The 25,667-nt window shown below is 39.1% G+C and carries 25 protein-coding genes; 1 reads left to right on the forward strand and 24 read right to left on the reverse strand.

Translation table 11 applies throughout. The features are described 5' to 3' along the window. Window positions 1-181: 181 nt before the first annotated feature. From ACIQZG_RS07425 to prsW, 23 genes are all read right to left on the reverse strand, one after another. The gene (locus ACIQZG_RS07425; RefSeq protein WP_402754537.1) at window positions 182-1,807 is read right to left on the reverse strand and encodes a long-chain fatty acid--CoA ligase; all 1,626 of its coding nucleotides are present in this window, start codon (window positions 1,805-1,807) and stop codon (window positions 182-184) included. Between the two features lie 52 nt (window positions 1,808-1,859). Then, a complete protein-coding gene (locus ACIQZG_RS07430; RefSeq protein ID WP_402754660.1) occupies window positions 1,860-3,002 on the reverse strand; it encodes an acyl-CoA dehydrogenase family protein in 1,143 nt (380 codons plus the stop codon). Between the two features lie 9 nt (window positions 3,003-3,011). Beyond that, window positions 3,012-3,779, reverse strand: a complete 768-nt coding sequence (locus ACIQZG_RS07435) for a 3-hydroxyacyl-CoA dehydrogenase (protein ID WP_402754538.1) — start codon at window positions 3,777-3,779, stop codon at window positions 3,012-3,014. A 15-nt stretch (window positions 3,780-3,794) separates the two neighbouring features. Beyond that, window positions 3,795-4,943 carry a thiolase family protein gene (locus ACIQZG_RS07440; RefSeq protein ID WP_402754539.1) on the reverse strand — a complete coding sequence of 383 codons (1,149 nt, stop codon included), beginning with the start codon at window positions 4,941-4,943 and terminating at the stop codon, window positions 3,795-3,797. A gap of 79 nt (window positions 4,944-5,022) precedes the next feature. Further along, window positions 5,023-6,552 (reverse strand): class I adenylate-forming enzyme family protein, encoded by a 1,530-nt coding sequence (locus tag ACIQZG_RS07445; RefSeq protein WP_402754540.1) that lies wholly within the window; start codon window positions 6,550-6,552, stop codon window positions 5,023-5,025. 184 nt (window positions 6,553-6,736) lie between these two features. Beyond that, a complete protein-coding gene (ndk, locus tag ACIQZG_RS07450; RefSeq protein ID WP_402754541.1) occupies window positions 6,737-7,153 on the reverse strand; it encodes a nucleoside-diphosphate kinase in 417 nt (138 codons plus the stop codon). Window positions 7,154-7,240: 87 nt separating this feature from the next. Further along, window positions 7,241-8,215, reverse strand: a complete 975-nt coding sequence (gene hepT / locus ACIQZG_RS07455; RefSeq protein WP_402754542.1) for a heptaprenyl diphosphate synthase component II — start codon at window positions 8,213-8,215, stop codon at window positions 7,241-7,243. A 19-nt stretch (window positions 8,216-8,234) separates the two neighbouring features. Beyond that, entirely contained in the window at window positions 8,235-8,939 is a 705-nt protein-coding gene (locus ACIQZG_RS07460) for a demethylmenaquinone methyltransferase (protein ID WP_402754543.1), read from the reverse strand. A gap of 18 nt (window positions 8,940-8,957) precedes the next feature. Continuing rightward, a complete protein-coding gene (locus tag ACIQZG_RS07465) occupies window positions 8,958-9,722 on the reverse strand; it encodes a heptaprenyl diphosphate synthase component 1 (protein ID WP_402754544.1) in 765 nt (254 codons plus the stop codon). 119 nt (window positions 9,723-9,841) lie between these two features. Next, on the reverse strand, window positions 9,842-10,060 hold the full coding sequence (gene mtrB, locus ACIQZG_RS07470) for a trp RNA-binding attenuation protein MtrB (RefSeq protein ID WP_402754545.1): 219 nt from the start codon (window positions 10,058-10,060) through the stop codon (window positions 9,842-9,844). A 63-nt stretch (window positions 10,061-10,123) separates the two neighbouring features. After that, on the reverse strand, window positions 10,124-10,693 hold the full coding sequence (gene folE, locus ACIQZG_RS07475) for a GTP cyclohydrolase I FolE (RefSeq protein WP_402754546.1): 570 nt from the start codon (window positions 10,691-10,693) through the stop codon (window positions 10,124-10,126). 270 nt (window positions 10,694-10,963) lie between these two features. Continuing rightward, entirely contained in the window at window positions 10,964-11,236 is a 273-nt protein-coding gene (locus tag ACIQZG_RS07480; protein WP_053584035.1) for an HU family DNA-binding protein, read from the reverse strand. Window positions 11,237-11,433: 197 nt separating this feature from the next. Then, window positions 11,434-12,912, reverse strand: coding sequence for a stage IV sporulation protein A (gene spoIVA, locus ACIQZG_RS07485; RefSeq protein WP_402754547.1), 1,479 nt, complete (start codon window positions 12,910-12,912; stop codon window positions 11,434-11,436). A 91-nt stretch (window positions 12,913-13,003) separates the two neighbouring features. After that, entirely contained in the window at window positions 13,004-13,810 is an 807-nt protein-coding gene (locus ACIQZG_RS07490) for a hypothetical protein (RefSeq protein ID WP_402754548.1), read from the reverse strand. A 20-nt stretch (window positions 13,811-13,830) separates the two neighbouring features. Then, window positions 13,831-14,040: a DUF2768 domain-containing protein gene (locus ACIQZG_RS07495; protein WP_402754549.1), complete on the reverse strand. Its 210-nt coding sequence runs from the start codon at window positions 14,038-14,040 to the stop codon at window positions 13,831-13,833. Between the two features lie 274 nt (window positions 14,041-14,314). Continuing rightward, window positions 14,315-15,331, reverse strand: a complete 1,017-nt coding sequence (locus tag ACIQZG_RS07500) for an NAD(P)H-dependent glycerol-3-phosphate dehydrogenase (protein WP_402754550.1) — start codon at window positions 15,329-15,331, stop codon at window positions 14,315-14,317. A gap of 138 nt (window positions 15,332-15,469) precedes the next feature. Beyond that, window positions 15,470-16,780: a ribosome biogenesis GTPase Der gene (der, locus tag ACIQZG_RS07505; protein WP_402754551.1), complete on the reverse strand. Its 1,311-nt coding sequence runs from the start codon at window positions 16,778-16,780 to the stop codon at window positions 15,470-15,472. 326 nt (window positions 16,781-17,106) lie between these two features. Then, entirely contained in the window at window positions 17,107-18,249 is a 1,143-nt protein-coding gene (gene rpsA / locus ACIQZG_RS07510) for a 30S ribosomal protein S1 (RefSeq protein WP_402754552.1), read from the reverse strand. Window positions 18,250-18,351: 102 nt separating this feature from the next. Further along, window positions 18,352-19,026 carry a (d)CMP kinase gene (gene cmk, locus ACIQZG_RS07515; RefSeq protein ID WP_402754553.1) on the reverse strand — a complete coding sequence of 225 codons (675 nt, stop codon included), beginning with the start codon at window positions 19,024-19,026 and terminating at the stop codon, window positions 18,352-18,354. Between the two features lie 123 nt (window positions 19,027-19,149). Further along, window positions 19,150-19,803, reverse strand: coding sequence for a flagellar brake protein (locus tag ACIQZG_RS07520; RefSeq protein ID WP_402754554.1), 654 nt, complete (start codon window positions 19,801-19,803; stop codon window positions 19,150-19,152). An 87-nt stretch (window positions 19,804-19,890) separates the two neighbouring features. Beyond that, window positions 19,891-21,174 carry a PepSY1/2 domain-containing protein gene (locus ACIQZG_RS07525; RefSeq protein ID WP_402754555.1) on the reverse strand — a complete coding sequence of 428 codons (1,284 nt, stop codon included), beginning with the start codon at window positions 21,172-21,174 and terminating at the stop codon, window positions 19,891-19,893. 16 nt (window positions 21,175-21,190) lie between these two features. After that, window positions 21,191-22,024 carry a spore cortex-lytic enzyme gene (gene sleB, locus ACIQZG_RS07530; protein ID WP_402754556.1) on the reverse strand — a complete coding sequence of 278 codons (834 nt, stop codon included), beginning with the start codon at window positions 22,022-22,024 and terminating at the stop codon, window positions 21,191-21,193. 151 nt (window positions 22,025-22,175) lie between these two features. Next, window positions 22,176-22,850: a glutamic-type intramembrane protease PrsW gene (prsW, locus tag ACIQZG_RS07535; protein ID WP_402754557.1), complete on the reverse strand. Its 675-nt coding sequence runs from the start codon at window positions 22,848-22,850 to the stop codon at window positions 22,176-22,178. A gap of 81 nt (window positions 22,851-22,931) precedes the next feature. Between prsW and ACIQZG_RS07540 the strand changes: the two genes are divergently transcribed. Then, window positions 22,932-23,900 carry an asparaginase gene (locus ACIQZG_RS07540; RefSeq protein WP_402754558.1) on the forward strand — a complete coding sequence of 323 codons (969 nt, stop codon included), beginning with the start codon at window positions 22,932-22,934 and terminating at the stop codon, window positions 23,898-23,900. A gap of 222 nt (window positions 23,901-24,122) precedes the next feature. Here the strand turns inward: ACIQZG_RS07540 and ACIQZG_RS07545 are convergent, their stop codons facing one another. Next, the gene (locus tag ACIQZG_RS07545; protein WP_402754559.1) at window positions 24,123-25,664 is read right to left on the reverse strand and encodes a GNAT family N-acetyltransferase; all 1,542 of its coding nucleotides are present in this window, start codon (window positions 25,662-25,664) and stop codon (window positions 24,123-24,125) included. Window positions 25,665-25,667 lie beyond the last annotated feature (3 nt).

Raw genomic sequence — 25,667 nt, forward strand, 5'->3', positions numbered from 1 at the left:
ATATAGGTGACCACACGGGAGTAATTATCAATCAGCTCGATGCTTGCCCGCAGAAAGCGAGCATCCCGTAGCGGAAAACAACCTCCCACTTTAATAGGAATAATGGAAATAAGTTTATCAACGCAAATGTTATTTAATATAGTCAAAGGAGCTTACCATACCTTGGTCAGCTCCTTTGTGATTATACCTTTAATTGATAATCTTTTAAGTCCTCTCGTAGTTTCGACTTTAAAAATTTCCCAACGGAAGATTTCGGTACTTCGTCTATAAATAGAACATCATCAGGAATCCATGTTTTATGGAATTGACCACGTAGGCTCTCTAGTAACTCTTCTTTGGTAATCGTATCTTTAAACTCAGGCTTTGGTACAACGCATGCTAATGGACGCTCAATCCATTTATCATGTGGCACCGCAATAACAGCTGCTTCAAATACTTTATCGTGTGTCATAAGTGCGTTCTCAAGGTCGACTGAAGAAATCCATTCACCGCCACTCTTAATTAAATCCTTCGTACGATCCGTAATTTTAATATAACCATCTGGCGTCATAACAGCAATATCTCCCGTATAGAGCCATCCATCCTTAAAAGCTTCATCAGTGCGCTCATCGTTGTAGTATTCTGCTGCAATCCATGGTCCTCGTATCGTGAGCTCGCCCATCGTTATACCGTCCCACGGTACTTCACCTTGTTCATTGACAATTCGCGTCTCGATAAGTGATGTCGTTATTCCTTGCAACGACCGAATCTGCATCTTTTCATCTTGCGTATAATTGTGCATATGTGAAAGATAGCTCGATAGGCTAACAAGTGGCGATGTTTCTGTCATGCCATAGCCCGTATAAAACGGAATTCCCTGCTCCTCTTCAAAGCCACGAACTAAACCGACTGGAGATGCTGAGCCGCCACTAAGAATGAGTCGAAGCGACGATAAATCGCGTGGATTTTGGCGTTGCTCCTGTAAAACGCCTAGCCAAATCGTTGGTACTCCTGCTGTTAATGTCACATTGTATTGCTCTATCAAATCGAGCAGTATTTGTGGCGTAAACATCGGCCCAGGCAGCACTTGTGTTGTTCCAAATAATACACTTGCAAACGGTAACCCCCAAGCATTTGCATGGAACATTGGTACGACTGGAAGTGCTACGTCGTTCTCACAAAGGCCAGTATTATCTGACAATCCCAACGAAATACTATGAAGCACAATACTACGATGCGTATATACAACCCCTTTTGGCATACCTGTTGTCGCACTTGTATAACACATACCAGCCGGAGTATTTTCATCTAAATCTTCTGGGAAAACAAAATCTTCACTTGCAGCTGCTAGTAATTCCTCATATGAATGAGCATTCGGCAATGGACAATTTTCTAGCGTCACTGCATCCCCCATGACGATAAAATGCTTCACTGTTTTTAACTGGGCAGCTATTGGTGCAATGAGCGGTACTAAATTATCATCAATCAGTAATATTTCATCCTCTGCATGATTAATAACATAGAGAATATGCTCTGGCGCTAATCGAATATTGACCATGTGAAGTACTGCCCCCGCACAAGGCACGGCAAAATATGCCTCTAAATGTCGATGGTGATTCCAAGCAAACGAACCAACTTTCATACCTCTCGTCATTCCAAGCTTCGTTAATGCATCCGCTAGTTTACGTGTACGACTGACATACTCTTTGTACGTAAATTCCTGAATTGTCGTAGTGCTTGTACGAGAAACTATTTTCTTTGCATGAAAAAAACGCTCTGCTCTGTTCAAAAAGCTTGTTAATAATAAAGGTGTGTCCATCATATGCATGTAATCTCTCCCCTTCATATTCTAAATATAGAACGACCGAGACTGACTGCTGCTACAGACCAATATTCTTAGCAATAATCGTTTTCATAATTTCATTTGTTCCCGCATAAATCGAAGCTACTGGTATATCTCGATATCTTCTAGCAATCTTATACTCTTCCATATAACCGTAGCCACCATGAAGCTGCATACATTGCGCTGCCATTTGACGCGCATTTTCTGTAATCCAATATTTCGCCATCGAAACTTTCGTTACGATATCCTTCCCAGCCATATGTGCCTCTAATAGACTTTCTAAAAAGCTTTTGCCCAGTTCAATTTGTGTAGCCATTTCCGCCATTTTAAACTGCGTATTTTGGAATGTACCAATTGGTTTACCAAATGCTGTTCGGGTTTTCACATATTCAAGCGTTGTATCAAACATATCCTCAGCAGACATTTGCGCGCCAAGTGCTGCCACTAAACGTTCCTGCTGTAACTTGTTCATTAAATAATAAAAGCCTTGTCCCTCTTCACCAAGTAAATTACCGACAGGCACACGACAATCCTCAAAGTAAAGCTCCGCTGTGTCCTGTGCATGGAGTCCAACTTTCTCTAACTGACGCCCTCGCGTAAAACCTTCTGTCCCCTCTTCAACAACTAATAAACTAATTCCTTTATGTCCCGCATTTGCATCTGTTTTCACAACAACAATCACTGCATTACTATGAATCCCATTGGTAATAAAGGTTTTTTGACCATTAACAATGTAATATTCACCCTCTTTTTTAGCAACGGTTTGAATAGCAGCTAAATCCGAACCAGTGCTAGGCTCGGTCATTGCAATCGCAGTGATGATTTCCCCAGTTACACACTTTGGAAGCCAGCGCTTTTTTTGTGCATCTGTACCAAAGGCTTCAATATAGGGCACAACTACATCGTTATGAAGACCAATACCGATTAAACTAGATGCAACGCGCTCTAGCTCTTCAGCAATGACGATATTATATCTAAAATCCAGTCCAAGTCCTCCGTATTTTTCTGCTACTTGTGGACAAAGATAACCCATTTCTCCAAGGGTATGCCAAAATGCTAATGGAACACGCTTCTCCTTCTCCCACGTATCAATATACGGCGCCGCGTGCTTTTGTAAAAATTTCTGCACTGTTTTCCGGAACACTTCATGTTCCTCTGTTTCAAAACAATACCGCATCAGCACTCCCCCTTACTTTGGCTGCATTCGAATGGCTCCGTCTAAACGAATCACTTCACCATTTAACAGCCCATTTTGAATTATACTTTCAACAAGCATTGCATATTCAGCTGGCTTACCGAGGCGCTTCGGAAACGGTGTCATAGCTCCAAGTGCTTCTCTCGCAGGCTCTGGTAGCGTCGCAAACATTGGAGTATCTATTAAGCCCGGTGCAATCGTCATGACACGTACACCAATATCCGCCAGCTCACGAGCAATTGGTAAAGTCATTGCCGCCACACCACCTTTTGAAGCACTATAAGCCGCTTGTCCAATTTGCCCATCAAAAGCTGCTACCGACGCTGTATTAATGATGACACCTCGTTGACCATCTGCATCAGGCTCATTATGTTGCATCTTTTCAGCAGCAAGACGAATAACATTAAATGTGCCAATCAAATTGACAGCTATCACCTTCTCAAAAGAATCAAGTGCATGTACCCCACGCTTTGATAGCACTTTTTTTCCGATGGCAATCCCCGCACAGTTCACAGCTACATTCACCAATCCAAACGCTGCTAGAGCCTGTTCTAGTCCTGCTGCAACATCTACCTCATTCGTTACATCTACACGAGCATATTGCACATTTTCGCCCAGTTCCCGTACAAGCGCAGTTGCTCGTTCATCATTGACATCGAAAATAACAGCCTTTCCACCATCCCCTACAATTTTTCGTACAGTCGCCTCACCTAAACCTGACGCACCACCTGTTACAACCGCTATTACTTCATGACATTTCATCCAACACAACCCCTTTTACAGTTTTTCGATAATTGTGGCATTCGCCATCCCCATACCTTCACAAATTGCAAGTAAACCATAACGTAAATTCTCACGTTCCATACGATACAGCATCGTTGTTAACAGCTTCGTACCTGTTGCACCAAGTGGATGTCCAAGTGCAATCGCTCCTCCATCTGGATTAAGCTTTGCTGGGTCTGCCCCAATTTCATGCAGCCAAGCCAGTGGTACCGGTGCAAAGGCCTCGTTTACCTCATACGTATCGATATCATCGATTGTCAAACCAGCATGTTCAAGTGCTCGCTTCGTTGCTTCAATAGGTCCTGTCAGCATAAGTGTCGGGTCTGAGCCTACGACAACTCTTGTCACAATTTTCGCAAGTGGCTTAATGCCAAGTTCCTTTGCTTTATCTAGTGACATCACAACAACAGCTGATGCAGCATCACTCATTTGACTCGCATTTCCTGCAGTAATCAACCCGTCCTCTTGAAAGACAGTTTTCAAACTATTTAAAATGTCGATTGTCGTTTCTGCTCGTGGTCCTTCATCAACCGAAAAAGCAATTAATTTACCATCTTCTTGCGGGACCATCACTGGAACAATCTCTTGTTCAAAATGCCCAGCTTCAATTGCAGCAAGTGCTCGTCTATGACTTGTGAGTGCATATTCATTCAGTTGACCTTTTGAAAGTTGCCATTTCTCCGCCATTTTTTCAGCAGATAGCCCTTGATGGATAATATTATGATTTTCTTGTAAGCGTTTTCCCTGATGTGCATCCTTCATATTCGAAAACATCGGTGCCCTTGTCATACTCTCAACACCACCCGCAATGACAATTTCCATATCTCCAGCTAAAATGGCCTGTGCCGCGAAATGTACCGCCTGTTGACTAGAACCGCATTGGCGATCAATCGTTACGCCTGGCACTGTCTCTGGGAATCCAGCCATCAATAATGCTGTGCGAGCAATATTTGCCCCCTGTTCCCCCGTTTGCGTGACACAGCCGAAAATAACATCCTCCACCTGCCCCTTATCGATACCCGCACGACTAACGGCCGCCTGCAACACATCCGCCGCTAAATCATCCGCACGTACATCCTTTAATGCGCCTTTGCTACGCCCAACCGCTGTACGAGCTGCTGCCACAATTACTGCTTCTCTCATAAAAAAATCCCCCTTATTGACTCGTTTAACGTAGCTTTTTTGCACACTGAGCACAATATGCGCTATCCTCGTAAACTATTCACCTATTAATCATTTTCGTGCCAAAGCTTTCACGCAAATTATATTTCAGTATTTTACCTGATGCATTTCTTGGCAATTGATCCATATAAAAAAATTGACGTGGAATTTTATAGCCTGCCAATTTTTCTCTGCAATAAACCTTCAACTCTTGCTCATCAATTATTTCGTCAGGCTTTAATACTATGACAGCTGCAACACTTTCTCCCCAATGCTCATCTGGCAAGCCAATCACAGTTACTTCTTGTATTTTTGAATACCCATCCAGCACCTGTTCTACTTCAACTGAGTAAACATTTTCACCACCTGAAATTATCATGTCCTTTTTCCGATCAACGATTGTAATAAACCCTTCAACATCAATTGTTGCTAAATCACCTGTTAATAACCAACCGTCTACAAAAGTTTTACGCGTTTCCTCAGGTTTTTTATAATATTCCTTCATGATAGTAACTCCACGAAGAACGAATTCACCCACTACTCCAGGTGCTACATCTTCCATTTGCTCATTAACAACACGTGCATTCGTAAATGGCATAGATTTCCCACCAGCACCAAGGTTAGTTTTATGCTGTTCTGGCGAAAGGTAAATCCCACCAGGTCCACCCTCTGTAAGACCACAGTAATTGTAAAACTGGTCAGTTCCGAAATACGCCATTGACTTTTCTATTAGTGCTGGTGACATCGGCGCAGCACCATATGCACAAAAGCGTATGGAGGATAAGTTAAATGTCTTCGGTGGCACTTGTAAAAACGCATTATACATAGCTGCAACTCCAAAGAAAGTCGTCACTTTATGCGTTTCAATCGCCTTCAACACCTCGACTGGATGGAAATCACGATGCACAACTAGCGTGCCCCCACTAAACATCGTTGTTAAAAACACTAAATTCAATGCAGCTGAATGGAATATTGGCGCAACTAAAAGATAGCAATCCTCTTCATTTAATCTCGCAATATGATTATAGGCCACATTTACATTTAAAACGGTATGATGATCAAATAAGGCTCCTTTTGGTTTCCCAGTTGTCCCTGAAGTATATAAAATTTCCGCATCATCCAATGGCGAAAGATCAACACCAGTTTCAGCAATATTATCTGTTCGCAGCGCACGGAATGATAAAAAACCTTCAGTTCTAGCTGTCGGCGTAATAGCCACTGATATTGATATGGGCAACTGAACAATCACTTCTTTACAAACATCTTCTAGCTCTGCATCTGCTAGCATAAATACGCTATCTGACTGATTTAAAATATAACTCAGTTCATTTGCTGTTAAGCGGAAATTAATCGGCACAAGAACACCGCCGACTTTCCAAATTGCATATGCAGCAATAATAAAATCATCCGAGTTTTTCATAAAAACAGCAATTTTGTCGCCCTTTTTAACTCCTTGTGCCATTAATCCATTGGCATAGCGATTGACTTCCTCATTTAACGATTGATATGTGTATTCTTTTTCCTGATAAACTAAACAAACCTTGTTCGGCGTTCGATGTGCATGTAACATTAACGGTACTGTTAAATCCATGAAATCCCACCTTTAAGAAATTAGTTAGTTACGAAATTAATTGTACTATAAACAAATTTTTCAAACAATTCTAAAAATAGAAAGGTCACCTTATAACACTATGTAATTTGAAATAAAAAAACAACTATCGCTATAAAAAAACGATAGTTGTTTATATTCATCTATACTTTAAAGCAGATTCAGATTAAACTAAATCTTCGCCAAAGAATAAACCGATTTCGCGTTCAGCAGAAGCTAAAGAGTCAGAACCGTGGATGATGTTGTGAGATACAGTTGTAGCGTAGTCACCACGGATTGTTCCTGGGTTAGATTCTTCTGGTTTAGTTGCGCCCATCATAGTACGAGCAAGTTTAATTACGTTTTCGCCTTCCCATACCATAGCGAATACTGGACCAGAAGTGATGAATTCTACTAATTCACCGAAGAATGGACGTTCAGCATGCTCAGCATAGTGTTTTTCTGCTAATTCTTGAGGAATTACCATTAATTTTGCGCCTTTCATTACAAAACCGCGACGCTCAAAGCGGTCTACGATATCACCGATTACTTGACGTTCTACGCCGTCTGGTTTAACCATTAAAAATGTTTGTTCGATTGCCATGTTATAAAACACTCCTTAAATTCGTCTGACAGGTTTTTCACCTACCGATAAATATTAACAAACTATGAGCAATTGTACAACAAAAAGCTAAAATTTACGTTTTCCCATCACTAAAGCGATATCTCTTAGCTTTTTCTTTACGGGATGTTTTGGTAACGCATCAATCTCTTTTAATGCTTTTTTCAAGTACTTGTCACTCATAATATTTGCTTGCTTGATCGCATCTGATTTACGCACATATTTCAACATCTCTTGACGTTCAGGCTCTGTTAATTTGCCTGCAAGCACCTTTGTTAAATATGGTTGCATCTGCGGATCATCCTTTAATAGCAAAATCGGCAAAGTGATATTCCCTTGCAATAAATCGCTACCCGCAGGCTTTCCAAGCTCTTTATCGGTTGCTACAATATCTAAAATATCATCTATAATTTGGAAACTCATGCCGACAAAATAGCCGAAGCGCTTTAAATGATTGACTGTCTTTTTATCTACACCTGCAGCGACTGCACCAAGTTCACAGCTAGAAGAAATCAATAATGCAGTTTTTCGTTTAATACGTCTGAAATAATCTTTCAAACTTTGATTAAGTCTATATTTATCTTCAATTTGAATGACTTCACCGTTACAAATTTCTACCATTGTTCGCGCTAAAATTTGATGAACGAGTGGGTCTTCAAGCTTTGTAATATATTCAAGTGCACGTGCAAAAATAAAATCGCCCGTGTACATAGCTACTCGGTTATTCCACTGTGACTTTACCGTCGGACGGCCCCTACGCATATCCGAATCGTCGATTACATCATCATGTACAAGGGATGCCATATGAATAAGCTCTACCGGAACTGCGACATCCTTTATTTTATCGATTTGGTAGTCGCCAAATTTCGCGCCAAGTAACACAAAAATTGGCCGAATCCGTTTGCCACCTGCTTGTAATAAATGGAGAGAAGCATCATTAATCAAATGTGAAGACGAGTCCACCGCTGTTTCTAATTCTTTTTCGATGACATCTAAATCTGATCTCAAATCAGAATAGAGTAGTTTTAACTTCATCTTTTCCACGCGTGAAAACCTTCCCCCATTAACGTACTTTTTTAAAGCCCATATGCATTGCTGCTGCACCGCCACTGTACGCTTTATACGTTACTTTTTCTAAACCTGCTTGTCCAAACATTGTCGCTAATTTCTTCATGCCTGGGAAATCATTTGCCGATTCTTGTAACCAAGAATATTCTTTATAGCTTTTCGCAAAGATTCTTCCGAATAACGGCATAATATATTTAAAGTAAAATCGGAATAATTGACGATAGCCTGGAATTTCAGATTGTGATGTTTCTAAACAAACGACCATTCCACCCGGTTTCACAACACGTTGCATTTCTTTTAACACTTGTAAATAATCTGGTACATTACGAAGCCCAAAACCAATTGTGACATAATCAAATGTATCATCAGGAAACGGTAATTCCATTGCATTGCCATGTAAAAGTTCGATTTGCGGATAAGGCTTTACCTTTTCCTCGCCAACTTTCAACATATTTTTACTGAAATCGAGGCCTTTAACTTCCCCTGTTTCGCCAACTGCCTCTGCTAATGCAATTGTCCAATCCGCAGTACCACAACAAACGTCCAAAGCCTTTGAGCCAGGTTTCACGTCCATACGCTTCATCGTATCATTGCGCCAGCTGACATGCATCTGGAAGCTGATCACGCCATTCATCTTGTCGTAGCTTTCCGAAATATGTTCAAATACTTCGTGTACGTGCTCTTCTTTCGATTTAGCCATTTTGTCAAACCTCTCTTATCAGTTTGTAGAAACTAAATTTGCTTCTACACGTGCCTCCAAAGCCTGCTTTACATCTTGCTGTAAAAATGAAGATTGTTTAATGTCTTGCATTAGCTCTGTTTTTAATTGCACAATTTTATTTTGCATGACAACGTCATACGTTGTGCCTTCATGTATAGCACTTTTTTTAATATATATATTAAGCAACGATTCTTGTCCGTTCCGATGTACTGTCCATTCTCGTTCCAATCGGATGAGTAATAGACATTTTTTTGCCAAAGCTATATAGTGCCCAAATCCATAAAGGTCAAAAAACTGACCAATTAAGCCTGCTTCAATATTTTCTACTGCTGCAAACCATTGTTCAACTGTACGTACCTCGTGTTCGTACACTTTTATTTGATGTTCACATCGTGCCGCTATTCCTTGCGACAAACTTCGAATCAATCCGACATTTCCTGACGCTGCTAAAATCTCATAATAACGGCCACTATAAAAGTCACCTGCTAACACTGTTAACTGTTGGTCTTTTGAAGTGGCATCTAATTCTTTTATATGATCATGTGCCGCAAGTGCTGCGTACACAATACCTACTGTAATTGCAGCTTCTGTTTGCTCTTGTCGCCACTCTTCTCCATTAAAGAAAGGAACTAACAAGAAAAACAATTGATTTTCATCGAGCACAGGATTTCCTGTGTACTTTTGCAAAGTTCTATGACGAACATCTATGAAAATATCTGCTTTTAGCTGTGCTATTGAATTTTGAATGTATGTTGAATCCATAGACCTTTCTCCACTTCACTTTCAAATACGTCTATCATTCGCGTGACCTAACGCTCGCTTACTGTGTCATTATAGCATAAGCAACGATTTGTAATTAAAAAGTTTTCTTTTTTCTAGTTTTACTTTTTTGCTTCGCTATGGATAATACCATGCCCTGTATGGATTTGTGCCTTACCACGAATCTTCATTGCAGATGTGTGTTCTGTAAATTGCGCAATCATTACTTCACCAGCATCTAATTTTTCAGAATGATGAAATTTTGTATCTGTTCCTCGTGTTAAGCCAATCACATGCACGCCATCTTCCTCAGCTTGGATAACAATATAATCTTGTGCCATAGTTTTTACGCTCCTTAAATCCGACAAATTCTTTGTTTATCATACCATAATACGACCTGCAATTTAAGACATTTGAATAAAAGACAATACTTCACGTCGTTTTATTTCATCTTCTGCGTATACACCACGCGCAACAGATGTAACAGTTTTAGCACCAGGTTTTTTTAGTCCACGCATCGTCATACACATATGCTCCGCTTCAATCACGACATAAACCCCTTTAGGTGAAAGCATTTCCATGATTGTATCAGCCACGGATGAAGTAATACGCTCTTGTAATTGTGGTCGGCGTGCAATTGTTTCTACAGCGCGTCCTAATTTACTAAGTCCTGCAACAACCCCATTTTCTGGTATGTATGCCACATGCGCTTTCCCGTAAAACGGTACTAGATGATGCTCACACATTGAATAAAATGGAATATCTTTTACTAGCACTAATTCCTCATGATCTTCATGGAATACCGTCTTAAAATAATCCTTCGCATCTTCATGTAAGCCGCTAAACATTTCTGCGTACATTTTTGCCACTCGCTTTGGTGTATCTAGTAGGCCTTCACGTTCTACATCCTCACCAACTGCTTCTAATATCATTTTTACTGCTTCCTCTATTTTCTTCAAATCAACATTCGACATCCTAAAAAACCCTCCTGCGGTTCAAAACATTACACAATTTCTCTTTGCATCGTAGCATATCATATAGGCGAGCGCAAAACAGCTTACCTCATCAAAACAAAATTCAACATATCTCAAGTAATTTTTAGTGCATTTTCTATGTATTAAATGCGCCTTCGGTACAAAAACATCTGACGTTCATTTTCACGCAGATAACCGGCGTTACATCAAAAAGAGCAGTCTTCATGTTCGTTTACATGAAGACTGCTCTATGTAACTACTAGACGCGTATTATTTTACAGCATCCTTAAGCGCTTTGCCTGGCTTAAAAGCAGGTACCTTGCTAGCAGCAATTTCGATTTCCATACCAGTTTGTGGGTTACGACCTTTACGAGCCGCACGTTCACGTACTTCGAAGTTACCAAAACCGATTAATTGTACTTTGTCACCCTTTGCAAGAGCATCTTGAATTGTATCAAATACAGCTTCAACTGCTTTAGAAGCGTCTTTTTTAGAAAGACCTGCAGCTTCAGCAACAGAGTTTACTAATTCTGTTTTATTCACACCATTCACCTCCTCTCAAAGGGTCATGAATCAATCTGTAAAAAGAGTAACACATAGAAAACCGCTACGCAACTGTATTCATCCATGATTATATCCAAAAAGACTATTTTTTACTCAAAAAACAAAAATAACAGGACTTTTCACATAAAAATGTGAAGTCCTGCATTATTTTTCCATATTTTAATCAGTTCATTATTTTATAAAATAAAGGTTACTAACCCTCTTTCACCTTCATTTACCATTCGACCTATTGTTTGACGCATACGTTTTTTAGCAGTTTCTGGAACTGCATTCATTTTATAACGAATGCCTTCCTTTAGTACCTCATGTAATGGCGTACCAAAAAGTTGCGTTGCCCATAAGGCCTCGCGGTCATGTAAATACGCGTGATTTAAATCTTTTAATAATTGCTGACTATGGAATTCGGACCCAATGAGTGGTGCAAATTCAGATTCCATATCGATACGAATAATATGATAGGACGGTGCACTTGCCTTCATGCGTACGCCAAAGAAATTATTTTGTTTAATGAGCTCTGGTGCTGTAGGTTCAAATTCCTGTATCATTGGCAGTGTAACACCATATCCACCTTCTCTTGCATCATTAATCGCTTCTCTAAAGCGGAATTGGGCTTCTTTGGCTTCTGCGGCCTCTTTAATGAATAAAAGCCAGTCTCGCTTCGTTTCAATCGGCTCATCTAGCCATTCATTACATACTGCCTTATATAGATCACCTTGTAAGGCTACTCGAATAACAGCTGTACCAATCCCAGCATCCACATTCACGACCTCACTAGAAGCAATGAAATCAATTTCCTTAAATGCATCTGACGCTTGTTGAACATCGCGAATTTTCATAACAGAAGATAACACATCTTCCATTGAATCAACTAACGCTACATTTAACGGATGAGATGCATCTAATACATCTAGCCAATCTGGCTTCTCAACTTCAATTGTTCGAATCGGAAATTCAAATAATGCTTCTTGTAAAATATACTGAATATCTGCTACGCGCATCTGATCGATTGCAACTGGAATAACTGGTACATTGTAACGCTCAAATAATTCATTACGTAGTTGTACAGTTTCTTCTCTTGCTGGCATTTGACAATTTAAAACGATAACAAATGGTTTACCAATTTCCTTTAATTGCCCAACAATTTCTTCTTCAGCTCTTTCTGCCGCTCGTCGCTGAATCCCGTTTACCGTACCATCTGTAGTTACCACAATTCCGATATTGGCATGATCGCGAATGACTTTATCCGTACCAATTTTAGCCGCTTCTTGGAAAGGAATCGGCTCAGTGTGCCACGGTGTATGGACATATTTCGGACCATTCTCATCCTCATAGCCTTTCGTACCTTCAATGATATAGCCAACGCAATCTGCTAGACGTATTTGGAATGTCATCTCGTCATCGCCAACAGCAATTCGAGTTGCTTGCGCAGGCACAAACTTAGGCTCAGCTGTCATTATAACTGGACCAGGTGAGCTTTGTGGCAGCTCGTCCTGTGCGCGCATTCTTTCCGTTTCATCCACAATATTCGGTAATACTACTGACTCCATTACTTTTTTTACGAATGTTGACTTCCCTACCCGAACTGGACCGACTACACCAATATAAACATCGCCATTTGTGCGCTCTGCAATCTCTCTAAATACCGCTTCACTCAAGGTTTCTGCCTCCTTTATCTACGCTTTTTCACTATATGCGATTGAAGTTGAAGATATGAAAAAACTCCCCACAAATGTGAGGAGCAACTTATTATTTTGATTCATTTTCAGCATTTTTGGCTGCTTCTTCTGCAGCTTCCTTCGCTGCTTTTTTAGCTTTTTCTCTTTTCTTTTCTACCTCTGCCATATAAACATCCATCATATATGTCGGTTCGCCGTTTTCATCAACAGTATAAGGTATAGAGTATGCCGGCACAACTGGGTACTTATCAACGAGTAAATGTCGAATATCCTCGCCTGGCGTTACATCTGGCTTGTCTTCTTTTAACAATTGGTTTAAATCAATCGAGTAATCTACGTGTAGTTCGCCATCACCCGTCATAACTAGTGGTAATTGTGTACCCGAATATGGACTTTTCACAGTTACATCTGATTTATAGCCTAGTTTTTCATAGTTAATTTTGAAAACATTATTCGAAATCGCTTCTGTCGTTGGTAAATACTTCATACCCATTTTACGAATATCAATCTCGCGCATACGTTCAGCTGCATTTAAATCCACTAGCTTTACTTCAGCAGTATTTTCAGGATCCCAAATAACATACTGGAAAATACCACCTTTTTCATACGCATTTCCTGGAATTTGTGTGATGTATTCTGGTATTAACTTTTCAAAGTCAATCAAGTATTTAATAAAAATATCCGTATCTATGTCGCTCGTTTTAATCGGTACAAGTCCACCCGTTGCCTCGCGATATTCATTTACTGCTCGTTGCACAGCTGTAAGATTATCAACGTCTGGCACTTGTTGAGCAATTTTTTCTTGTTCTGAGGATACACATCCAACCATTAAAACTGCTACGATAGCCAACAAAAGTAAAGCGCTTAATTTTTTCATATTACTTACTCCCCTTCAATTTAAGGCCATGTGGCAACGATAAGCACCATTAAAAATGTACCAAGACCAAACAATATGTATGCAGTTAAATTTACAATGATACGTAGAAAGCCATTGGCAATTTTATGTCGCCCTAAATAAATTAAACCGACCGAAACAATCATAAAACCTATACAATAAAAAGAAACCCACATAATATCCAGCGCATGCATATGCGATAAAGGACCCATAATAGCCAACCGCCTTTCTCTATAATTTACATCTACCATTAGTCCAACACTATATTCGTCCAGATTTTCGAATGTTTTAACCTCAATTGGTCACTTTCAAAATCTGTGACATCTGTCAGAACCTATAACGTTATGTAATCCAACGTATATTATACTATGCACTACATATAAAAAGAACAGAAGGACCGTTTTTAGGACCTTCTGTTTGTGTCTATTTTACGACGAAAGACTTTAATGTATTGACGCAAAAACTATTGCATAAGGCTAAACACTATTATTGCATCATTTCATCAATTTCTCGTTTTTTCATACGCATCATTAAAGCATCAACAGCCTCTTTAGGCTCGACATCATTAAAGAGTACACCGTAAAGTGCCGTTGAAATTGGCATCGCCACATTGTACTTTTCTGCTAATTGATAAGCGGCTTTCGTTGTACGTACACCTTCAACCACCATACCCATTTGCTCAAGCACTTCTTGTTGTTTCATGCCTTTACCTAGCATATTACCCGCACGCCAGTTACGGGAATGCACACTTGTACATGTAACAATTAAATCACCCATGCCGGTTAAGCCTGAAAATGTAAACGGATTGCCACCCATTTTCACACCAAGACGGGTAATTTCTGCAAGTCCTCGTGTAATAAGCGCTGCCTTCGCATTGTCACCATAATTTAAACCATCTGTAATCCCTGCTGCAAGAGCAATAACATTTTTCAATGCACCGCCTATTTCAACACCGATGACATCCTCATTCGTATACACACGGAAGTATTGACTCATAAATAAATCTTGTACTTTTTCAGCAGCCGCTAGATTCGCACATGTTGCTGTAATCGTAGTAGGATGATGTTGTACAACTTCCTCCGCATGGCTTGGTCCTGATAAGACAACAATTTCTTCGACGAATTCAGCAGGTAAACTTTCTGCTAAAATTTCAGATATACGTTTTAGTGAATCAGGCTCAATTCCTTTTGATACATGGACAAACAACACTCTCTTATCAAGTGTCGCCATCATCTTTTCACATACTTCACGAATTGCTTTTGTCGGTACGGCTACAACAATTGTTTCAGAATGAGCAACGGCTGTTGCAATATCACTAGTTGCACGTAAATTTGCAGGTAGCACTGTTTCAGGCAAATATGCTCTGTTTGTATGTGATTCATTAATCTCATCTGCTTGCTCAGCTCGATGTGTCCATATAAGTGTATCATGCCCGTTTTCAGCAAGTACCATCGCTAATGCAGAACCCCAAGACCCTGCCCCTAAGACACAAACTCGTTCCATCTAAAAATCCCCCTTTGTGGGTTACCTTCGTTTTTATAACGAGGAACTTATTTAAAATAATTTTTCGAAAATTTTGCTTAAAAGTACGCCACCCCGTCATAATCGGGTTGACGTACTTCCATTAAAATTATGCTTTTATTAAGCTCTTGCACGTGTAATTAAACGGATTGGCGTACCTTCAAAGTCAAATGTTTCACGAATACGGTTTTCTAAGAAACGTTCGTATGAGAAGTGCATAAGCTCTGTCTCATTTACGAATACAACAAATGTTGGCGGCTTGATTGCCACTTGTGTTGCATAGTATAGACGTAAACGTCGACCTTTATCTGTCGGTGCAGGATTACGCGCTACAGCATCTTCAATCACTTCATTTAAGATAGATGATTGAATACGCATTGCGTGGTTTTCACTTACACGTTGGATAATCGGTAAAATTTGATGTACACGTTGTTTCGTATTTGCTGATACGAAAATAATTGGCGCGTAATCTAGGAATAAGAAATGCTCACGAATTTGTTGTGTATAGAAGTTCATTGTTTTTTCGTCTTTTTCAATAGCATCCCATTTATTTACGACGATAATAACAGCTTTACCTGCTTCATGTGCATAACCTGCAATTTTTTTATCTTGTTCTTGAATACCTTCTTCCGCATTCAAGACAACTAATACAACGTCTGAGCGTTCGATAGCACGTAAGGCACGTAACACAGAATATTTTTCAGTTGTTTCGTACACTTTCCCTTTCTTACGCATACCCGCTGTATCGATAATTACATACTCTTGATCATCGTATACATAAGGTGTATCGATCGCATCACGAGTTGTCCCTGCAATATTACTTACGATAACTCGGTCCTGACCTAAAAAGGCATTTACTAAAGAAGATTTCCCTACATTCGGGCGACCAATTAGTGAGAATTTAATTACTTCATCACCGTATTGTTCTTCATCATCCTGTGGGAAATGCTTTGCACATTCGTCCAATAAATCTCCTAAGCCTATACCGTGAGATCCTGAAATCGGCCAAGGCTCACCAAAGCCAAGTGAGTAGAAATCATAAATCATTTCACGCATGTCTGGATTATCTACTTTGTTAACTGCTAAAACAACAGGTTTTTTAGTTTTGTATAAAATTTTTGCAACTTGTTCATCTGCAGCTGTTACACCTTCACGACCATTTGTCATGAAAATAATTACGTCTGCTTCATCAATAGCGATCTCAGCTTGTTGACGAATCTGTTCTAAAAACGGCTCGTCCCCAATCTCAATTCCGCCTGTATCAATAATATTAAAGTCATGTGTTAACCACTCTGCCGAACTATAAATACGGTCACGTGTTACCCCTGGAATATCTTCCACGATCGATACACGTTCACCTACGATACGATTAAAAATCGTCGACTTACCTACGTTCGGACGACCTACGATGGCTACTACTGGTTTCGTCATCTGTACTTCATCCTTCCAACTTCTTGTCTTTCGCTATTATACACGAAAAATGTCATTATATCATAAGAAATAGCACCCATGCTTCCTGAATTAATAGTTTGTGCTAATATTAGTCATGAATTTCCGTCAAAAATGAAGCTAAAATAATTAGATTCAACATCAAAAGTCGGAGATGACCTTTGGTAAAAGAGGATAACAACGTTAGAATGCTTGTTGATTTTAGTCCCAAGTTATGGTGATAATCATTATCCCCTCTTCTTTTCATCCGAATCTTAAATCAACAAAAGACGAGGATACATTACACATCCCCGTCTCATAATAATTAATTAATTTTTAAAGTTTTTCAGTTGATCGCCAATTACGTCACTGAACGAGAAACCTGTTGTTTCTACAGGTAATTCATAATCAATGATTTCCTCAGCATCAGGATTTTCAAGCAATTCTTTTATACTAAGTGCTAAGCGACCTTCATCGGCATTTACTTCAAGCACCTTCACTTGTACCGTTTGACCTTCTTTTAACACCTCATGTGGCGTGTTGATATGCTTATGTGCAATTTGTGAAATATGCACTAAGCCTTCTACTCCTGGGAATACTTCCACAAATGCGCCAAATGATGTTAAACGTTTTACTTTTCCTTCAAGGACAGTACCTTTTGCTGCACGCTCTTCGATATTTGCCCATGGTCCAGGTAGAGTTTCTTTAATCGATAAAGAAATACGTTCATTTGCCGGATCAACAGAAAGAACTTTTACCTTTACGTCTTGTCCTACTGCTAAAACCTCATTTACATCACTTACATGCTCGTGTGACACTTGTGAAATATGCACAAGTCCATCGATGCCTCCAAGATCAATAAACGCACCAAATGCAGCTATACGTTGCACTTTACCATCTAAAACATCGCCAGGATGAATTTGGTTAATCACATTTTTCTTGTGAGAAGCCTTTTCCTCCTCTACTACTGCACGATGAGATAAGATTAAGCGATTTTTCTCTTTATCCAACTCAACAATTTTAAACGATAATGATTGACCTTTGTAGCCTTCAAAATCATCTACGAAATAATCTTCTACTAAGGATGCTGGAACGAAGCCACGTACTCCTAAATCGACCACAAGACCACCTTTTACAATATCCTTAACTTCTGCTTCAAATACTTCTTCCGCAACAAATTGTTGTTCAAGTGTGTCCCATGCTTTTAAGGCATCAACTTTACGCTTTGATAATACATAGTTTTCTTCTTCAACTTTTGTAATCATCAATTCCAATTCATCCCCAACGGAGATTGCATCAGAAGCTTTTTCAATGTGCAGACTAGATAACTCACTAATTGGTACAATTCCATCAAATGGAGCACCCGGAATTGAAACAGTTACTGCTTTTTCATCGACTTTCTCAGCAATACCTTTTACGACATCACCTTCTTGAAACGTTTTGCTTTCCGTATAGTTCATTTCTTCAGACATATGTAACCCTCCTTCGCATCTTCAATTTCTATTTTATTCGATATTGATGACAAAAACAAAAATTAATCCTTAAATTCTAAAAATTGTCTGTATTTTTAGCATTTAAGCCATTTTTTCTTCTGCCAATTTCAAAATAGCTTGAGCCGCTTCATCGATTGATAAATCAGTTGTGTCTAAAAATAACGCATCTTCTGCTTGAATCAGTGGTGATGCTTCACGTTCACTATCCATTTTGTCACGTAACGCAATTTCTTCTTTTAATGTCTCAATAGAAGATTTAATACCACGTTTTTCATTGTCGATAAATCGACGTTTCGCACGCTCTTCTACTGTCGCAGACATGAAAATTTTTAATTCAGCATCTTTTAACACATGTGTGGCAATATCACGACCATCCATGACTACACCGCCATTTGCAGCTAACTTTTGCTGCTCTGCCACTAGTAGCTCGCGAACTCTTGCATGTGCCGCAACTTGAGAAACGGATGAAGTTACTTCATTTGAACGTATTTCAGCAGACACATTTTCCCCATCTAAAAAGACAAGTTGTCCTTTCTCTGAGGGCTTTAAATCAATCGTACTCACTGCTAACATTTCAGCTAATTTTGTTTCATCATCTAAATGTATGTTTTGTTTCAACGCTTTATACGTAACCGCACGATACATTGCACCTGTATCTATATAAGTAAAACCAAGTGTTTCTGCGACAATTTTTGCGATTGTACTTTTGCCAGCACCTGCTGGACCATCAATAGCAATTTGAATGTTTTTTTTCATACGATTCCCCACTTTCTATCATAGAATATTGTATCACAGAAATAACAAAAAGCCCTCTTTAAACAGAGGACTTTCTTGAGCTGTAGGTACTTCATAACCTTTATCCAATAGTGCTGAAAGCTGTTATAAAGGATTCAGGTTTTTTCTACGATTTATTAGTTGGCGTTCAAAACAAAAACGCACAATATGTTGTTGATCAATTTCATCTGTATTTGTTAAACGAATAGTCGCAATTTCCATCGTATCTCTTTCAAAAATTCGGATGATGGAAGCATTTGTCACAATATAATTTATCTCCCCGTTAGCGAAAGGTAAAACAATCGTTAACTCTACATCATCTCCATCTTGTAAGGAAAATGCGCCATTCAAAATTAGCGCCAAACCTCCAGCACTAATGTCTTCTGCTACAAGTTGATATTTGTGTTCACCCATTCGTAGCGCAACATCTACAGGTGTTTCCACGCGAACATACTCACGTCGTTGGATTTTAATAAATTCCGAATCTTCTGGACATGACAGCATAATCATTGGAATATTGCCACCTTTACGCCCTATAACTTGCGTATTAAAAGCAAATGCTTGTTTATCTTCCGTTTGATAATTTGCTCTAAATTCCGCTCCATCTACTAAGAAAGCCGTTTTCTTTGTGTTCTCATTCGTAGGATAGTCAATGTAAATGATATTATCTTTTTGCTCGACAACTTTACAGCGGAATTTTTCAATTTGCTTACTATAAGTAGGTTCTAATTGTAATAACGTACCAATTTTTATATCCATGCGCATCTCCCCGAAAGAAATATATAAATTCATTATCGCATGAGATACAAATTTTTGCTATATTATCTGGAAGCTTTTTCTGCTTCTTTAAGATAAATATTCTACTTTTAGTACTTTATGATTTTCAGCATCAATGACTACTCGGAAAGTCTCAGAAGTTTTTCCACCGCGAACTGCAATTACTTGATAACATAAGCGTTGTTCAAATTGTCCATTATCTGTGTAGATTTTTTTCACTTCTTCAACACGTACATCATCTTGGAAATATGTTTTCCAATCGATTGGTTTTGCCGTTTGAGGTTTAATCGCCTCTGCCTGAACATATTCCATTGTATTCGCGCCGAGTAATTCACCCGTGTCTTTTGCGATTTTCAGTTGGACACCATCAGCATAAATCAATGCATTGTCACTCGGATTAACGCGTGCAAATGTTACATGCCATGCTAAATGATTTTCACGTGACTCAACAAATGCCACATCAGTAATATCCAGTTTCTTTAAATGCTCTTCTGCTTTTTTAAGAACTTGATCTTGTGAGAGCTTGTCCTCATCAACAGGTCGTTCCACTAAATAAGACAGTAAATGCCCACCTTTTTCGGTTAAATCTGCATAGCCGAGACGGATTCCTTGATGGAATTGAACATGGTAGAACGGATACGGTGCAGTGTCACTACTTTTCGTTACTGTAAAGGTTGCATCTTTAATCATTGGGAATAAAGTCTTCACTTTTTCTATCGCTTCTTTTTCTGTAATAAGTGAATCTTGTAAGGCTTTAAGCTCTACTTTTTTCTGCCAATCGGATTCACTTAAAGTAAGTGGGAAATCACTTTCTCCGTAATCCTTCAAGCTCTTTTTCACATTATCAAATTTAGTATTCGGCTCCTTACTAGCTACGTGATTCATCCATACATCTACCTTACCATCCTGCCTATAAAAATCAGTGGTTGCTGTCGCCCATTCCTCTGACAATGCTTGTAGGTTCGAAGAAATTTTCGGCATTTTTTCACGCCATGCTACGTAGTCCCCTGTTTTCGCAGTTTGCTTTGCTTCTTCACCGAGTCTACCTAAATAACCTAACCAATTACTCGACATTTCCTGATCGATTGGCAGATTTGAAATGGATGAACGCACATCTGAGCTTAGTCGCCAAATTGTATCGAGTTCGTTATGAACTGCTGTATCATCTTTAAACAATAATGATTGTGACACTGATCTTTGTAAATATGATAATTTTTCAGAAGCATCTGTTAATTTTTCTGTATACTGTGCATGGACAGTACGCTCTAGATTTTCCTTGTCGTTATGCAAAGTGTAACTATATACACCTAAACCAAGGACTGCAGCCGACAAAATTACGAGCATCGTTCTCATCTAAAATCCCTCCTATCTACGAGCAGAAAATATGCTCGCCAATTTGTTTTATTTGTGGTCGTGACCAAATCCACTTACTTGTTGCTGTTTTTGGGTTAAAATAATAAGTAGCATTTTCTGAAGGATCCCAACCATTCATGGCATCGATTACCGCTTCTTTTGCGCGTTGGTTTGGCTCTAACCAAATTTGCCCGTCAGCTACTGCAGTAAAGGCACGTGGTTGGAAAATAACTTCTGAAACTGTATTAGGAAAATCAGGATGCTCGATACGATTCAAAATTACGGCCGCAACGGCAACTTGCCCTTCATAAGGCTCTCCCCTTGCTTCACCATAAACTGCATTAGCAAGAAGTTGTAAATCTCGCTCCGTATACTTAGCTGGAAGTTGCGTATTTTTTCCGCCTCCTCCACCACCGCTATTATTGTTATTTTTATTATTATTGGCCGTATTCGCAACACTCGGATTTTTCTGTACTTGCTGATCAAGTGGCTTTCCACCATAATAGGTGAACTTATTACCTGCATTTAGTTGAGCCTTCACCCATTTTTCATCATAATCAGATCTACCTGCTAAAGCTTTCTTTGTTTTTGCACCAGCTATGCCGTCTATAGGAAGTCCAAATTTTTCTTGGAAGTTTCGTAATGCCCAATACGTGTTATAGCCAAATTTACCATCGATTTTGCTTGTGTAAAAACCTAAGTATTGTAATCTAGATTGTAATTCAATGACATCATCTCCATATGCCCCCCGCGATATTTGTTGCTCTGAAAAAGCAAAGGCATCGTTTTGTGGAATTGAGACGATACTAATTGCAAAAACCAAACTTAAAATTATGCTTAATAAGCGCACAACAATCACTCCTTTTTTAGATAGCTTGAAACAATTGCAGAAATTTATACGCTTTTTTTACATAAGAAAAAGAGATATCTCCGTGAAACTTTGAGATATCTCCTACAAGTTAATAATAAAAGCGCAGAAACCATTTTGATTTCTACGCTTTTTATATTTTCTTATGCATATGCAAATGCTGAACAAGATGATGATGAGCCAGTTTTACTTTACGCAAACCGAACCACCATAAAAACATCATAAAAGGTACCATTAAATATACCCAATGACCCTTGAATGATAATATTGTATTATATAAAATATGCAAAATTACTGGCGCACACAATGCCATTGCAATCATTTCTTTTGTTTTTGTGAGCTTCGAAAACTTCGCCTTTCCGAAATAATAACCCATCACAACTCCAAATAATGCATGACTTGACACAGGTAATAATGCGCGCATAAATGCCGTATCAAGACCGAACGACAGTAAATATAAGACGTTCTCAACCGTTGCAAAGCCAAGAGAAATACTGGCACCATATAAAAGACCGTCGTAAGGATCATCGAACTCCATATGGTTGTAGATTGCGATTAATAAAACAAACCATTTAAAAAATTCTTCAAGAGTACTCGTAAAGAGGACATTTTGTAAAAAAGCATATGGAAAAACCCCTTCTTCTGTCAGCACATACTGCAAGAACAAAATAGGGAAAGTTAAAAATGCACCATATAAAAACGTTTGTACCAAAGTTCTTCTTGGCTCCGTTGCCATTTGATTGCGCAAATAAAAATAACTAAATAGCGCTAGACCGGGAGCAATGGCAGCTGATAAAAGGATGATCATGTTGCCGGCCCCTTTCAACAATAGACTCTAAATATTATACCATGTAAAGACCAAGAAAATTTGAAAAGGAGTATATATTTTATGAAAAAAACAATTTTATTAATCCATACAGGCGGTACGATTTCTATGGCGATGAGCGAAGAAGGTGCGGTGTTACCAAATAAAGAAAACCCTCTAATGAAAGAAAGTAATGCCCTTGCATCAATTGCTAAGATTATCGAGATAGAGGCTTTCAACCTTCCTTCTCCACATATTACACCAAATGAAATGCTAATATTGCGTAATTTAATTGTAGAAAAAGCATCGACTGAGCACATTGATGGTGTTGTCATCACCCACGGCACTGATACATTAGAAGAAACTGCGTATTTTTTAGAACTTACAACAAATTTACATATACCGATTGTGTTAACCGGCGCTATGCGCTCATCAAATGAATTAGGTGCAGATGGTGTCTACAATCTAGTAGAAGCTGTACGCGTCGCTGTAGATGACGAAGCGTGTGGAAAAGGTGTACTTGTTGTGATGAATGATGAAGTTCATCTTGCCGTAAATACAACGAAGACAAGTACTAGTTCAGTAAATACTTTCCAATCTCCTCAATATGGACCTGTTGGACTTATTACAAAATCTCGTATTTTATTCCACCACGGCCCATTACGTCGTCAATATGTAGAGTTACAAGATTTATCTAAACGCGTAGCAATGCTAAAAATATACGCTGGTATGGAAGAGGATTTATTGGATGTTGTACTTGCTTGTCACTATGACGGCGTTGTCTTAGAAGGGCTTGGACAAGGCAATGTGCCTCCCGCTGTCGTCAAAGGAATTGAAACTTTGCTTGAACGAGACATTCCCGTCGTGCTTGTATCACGCTGCTTTAACGGGATTGCAGAAGGCGTATATGGCTACGTGGGCGGCGGTAAAATGCTTGAAGATCTAGGTGCACTCTTTGCCACAGGCATAAACGGTCAAAAAGCTCGTTTAAAATTATTAATTGGTCTCAATCAGGTAGATGACTCAGTTGATCTAAAAAATTTCTTTTCTTAATTACTATAAGTCTCTTTAAGCAAAACAACTACTTTTCTATATGGTAAAAATCCGCTTCGCTTTCCGCGGGCATAGCGTAAGACGCAACCCTCGCTACGCGCGATTTGTTGCGTCTTACTTTTCGTGCTTTTCCCGCAGGAGTCTATGCGTATTTTTACCTGTATATCAAAAGGATTGCAATACTCTCAAAAGACTATCTTTTCTTTTAGGAAAAGTCCCTTTTTATATTCCGACTACTTGTTCATAATAAAAAACAATCTCTTTAATTTGCTTGAATGCCGATTCAAAACCAGGCTGAATTATAGCTATCTGCATAAAATTTTTCTGACGTAGATAAATGCTATCCCCATGTAAATACAATCCATTAAGCTTTAAATCCATGCAAAGATTTCGATATGCTTCCGGTAAATTTAGAGTGACAATCATCGGATAAGGCGACGTCTGTAATTGATATTTTTCCACAACCGATAGTTGCTGTAGTGATTGAAAACGCTCCTGTAATAGTCCGAATCTTTCAGGATATGCTTGTAGCGCTTTTTCAATATTCGCGACAAGTGCTGTTGGCATCGTAAATGGTACGGTCTCACGTTGGTAATTGGCTAAGTTAACGTAAACTGGTAATGTCGAAGGTTCAGCAAGCCCTTGTGAAAAAACAAACGCTAAACCACTCATAGCCCCAATCGCTTTTCCACTTACGGCTGTTGCTAAATAACAGTTCTCAAGAGAAAACGGCATTGCACCAAAAGTGCTAATGCAGTCAGCACATAGCTTCACGTCATATTCTTTCGTCAGACTTACAAGCAACTCCATATCATTACATGTCCCCGTCGAAGTTTCCCCATGAACAAACAACAACCAATTGTAAAGTCCAGATTGTAAACGTTCTTGAATGATAGTTGGATCAAATGGATGACCCCAGACATTTTGTACCGTATCAAAAGTTAAATCCCATTGCTTTGCTTGCTCAATTATTCGTTCACCAAATTCTCCATTGGATAAAATAATGCCACGCCCTAATCTTTGACCTTTTAATTGCCCAAGTAACACATCATTAGCAAGTGTCCCTGTCCCAACTAACGTGGCTACATAATTCGCCTGTGAAATTTGTAAAAGTCCTTTTCTCATTCGTTGAAACAGTGCCTGAAACGTTAGGGAACGGTGTGAAATATCTGAATATGCAAGATCCTCTAGTTGCTTCACTGGACCAGGATAAAACGTAGAACTCTCCTTCGCTAAACGCTGTTGCAAAGTCCGTTCAAACTGCGGTCTAGTTAGTACCATTGGCAGAAATCTCGCTTCTTCTGCTCCAACTGCTGGTGCAAATTGTGTAAAGCCCATTTGCTTGTACATTTTTTCCTCACGAGTCGTACCAGAAATAACCGCTGCAGAATAACCCTTTTCATATGCAAAACTATATAAAGCTTGAGCTAACTTTAAGAATACCCGCCCTGTCCGGTATTCCTTCCTCACTGCAAGTAAACGTATTTCACAAAGTTTTTCACAAACCTCTTCCTCTAAATAATTCTCGACAGCTCCGATTTTTTCATCAATTGAAAAGGGTCGCTGATCACGAAACGCTAACATACCAACTAATTCAGTTTCTTTATAAACAACTAAGTATGTATTCTCCGAGTGAAAACGGTCTATTTTTCGTTTTGATTCATTTGGTTCATGTTGTGGTATTTCCTCTATAAAAGTAGCATAATTCAACTTTGCAATGGCATCAAATTCAGCTTGTGTTTGTGCAATTTTACACCAATACATCCA

It is taken from the genome of Lysinibacillus sp. NPDC096418 (assembly GCF_044762775.1).
Lineage (GTDB): Bacteria > Bacillota > Bacilli > Bacillales_A > Planococcaceae > Lysinibacillus.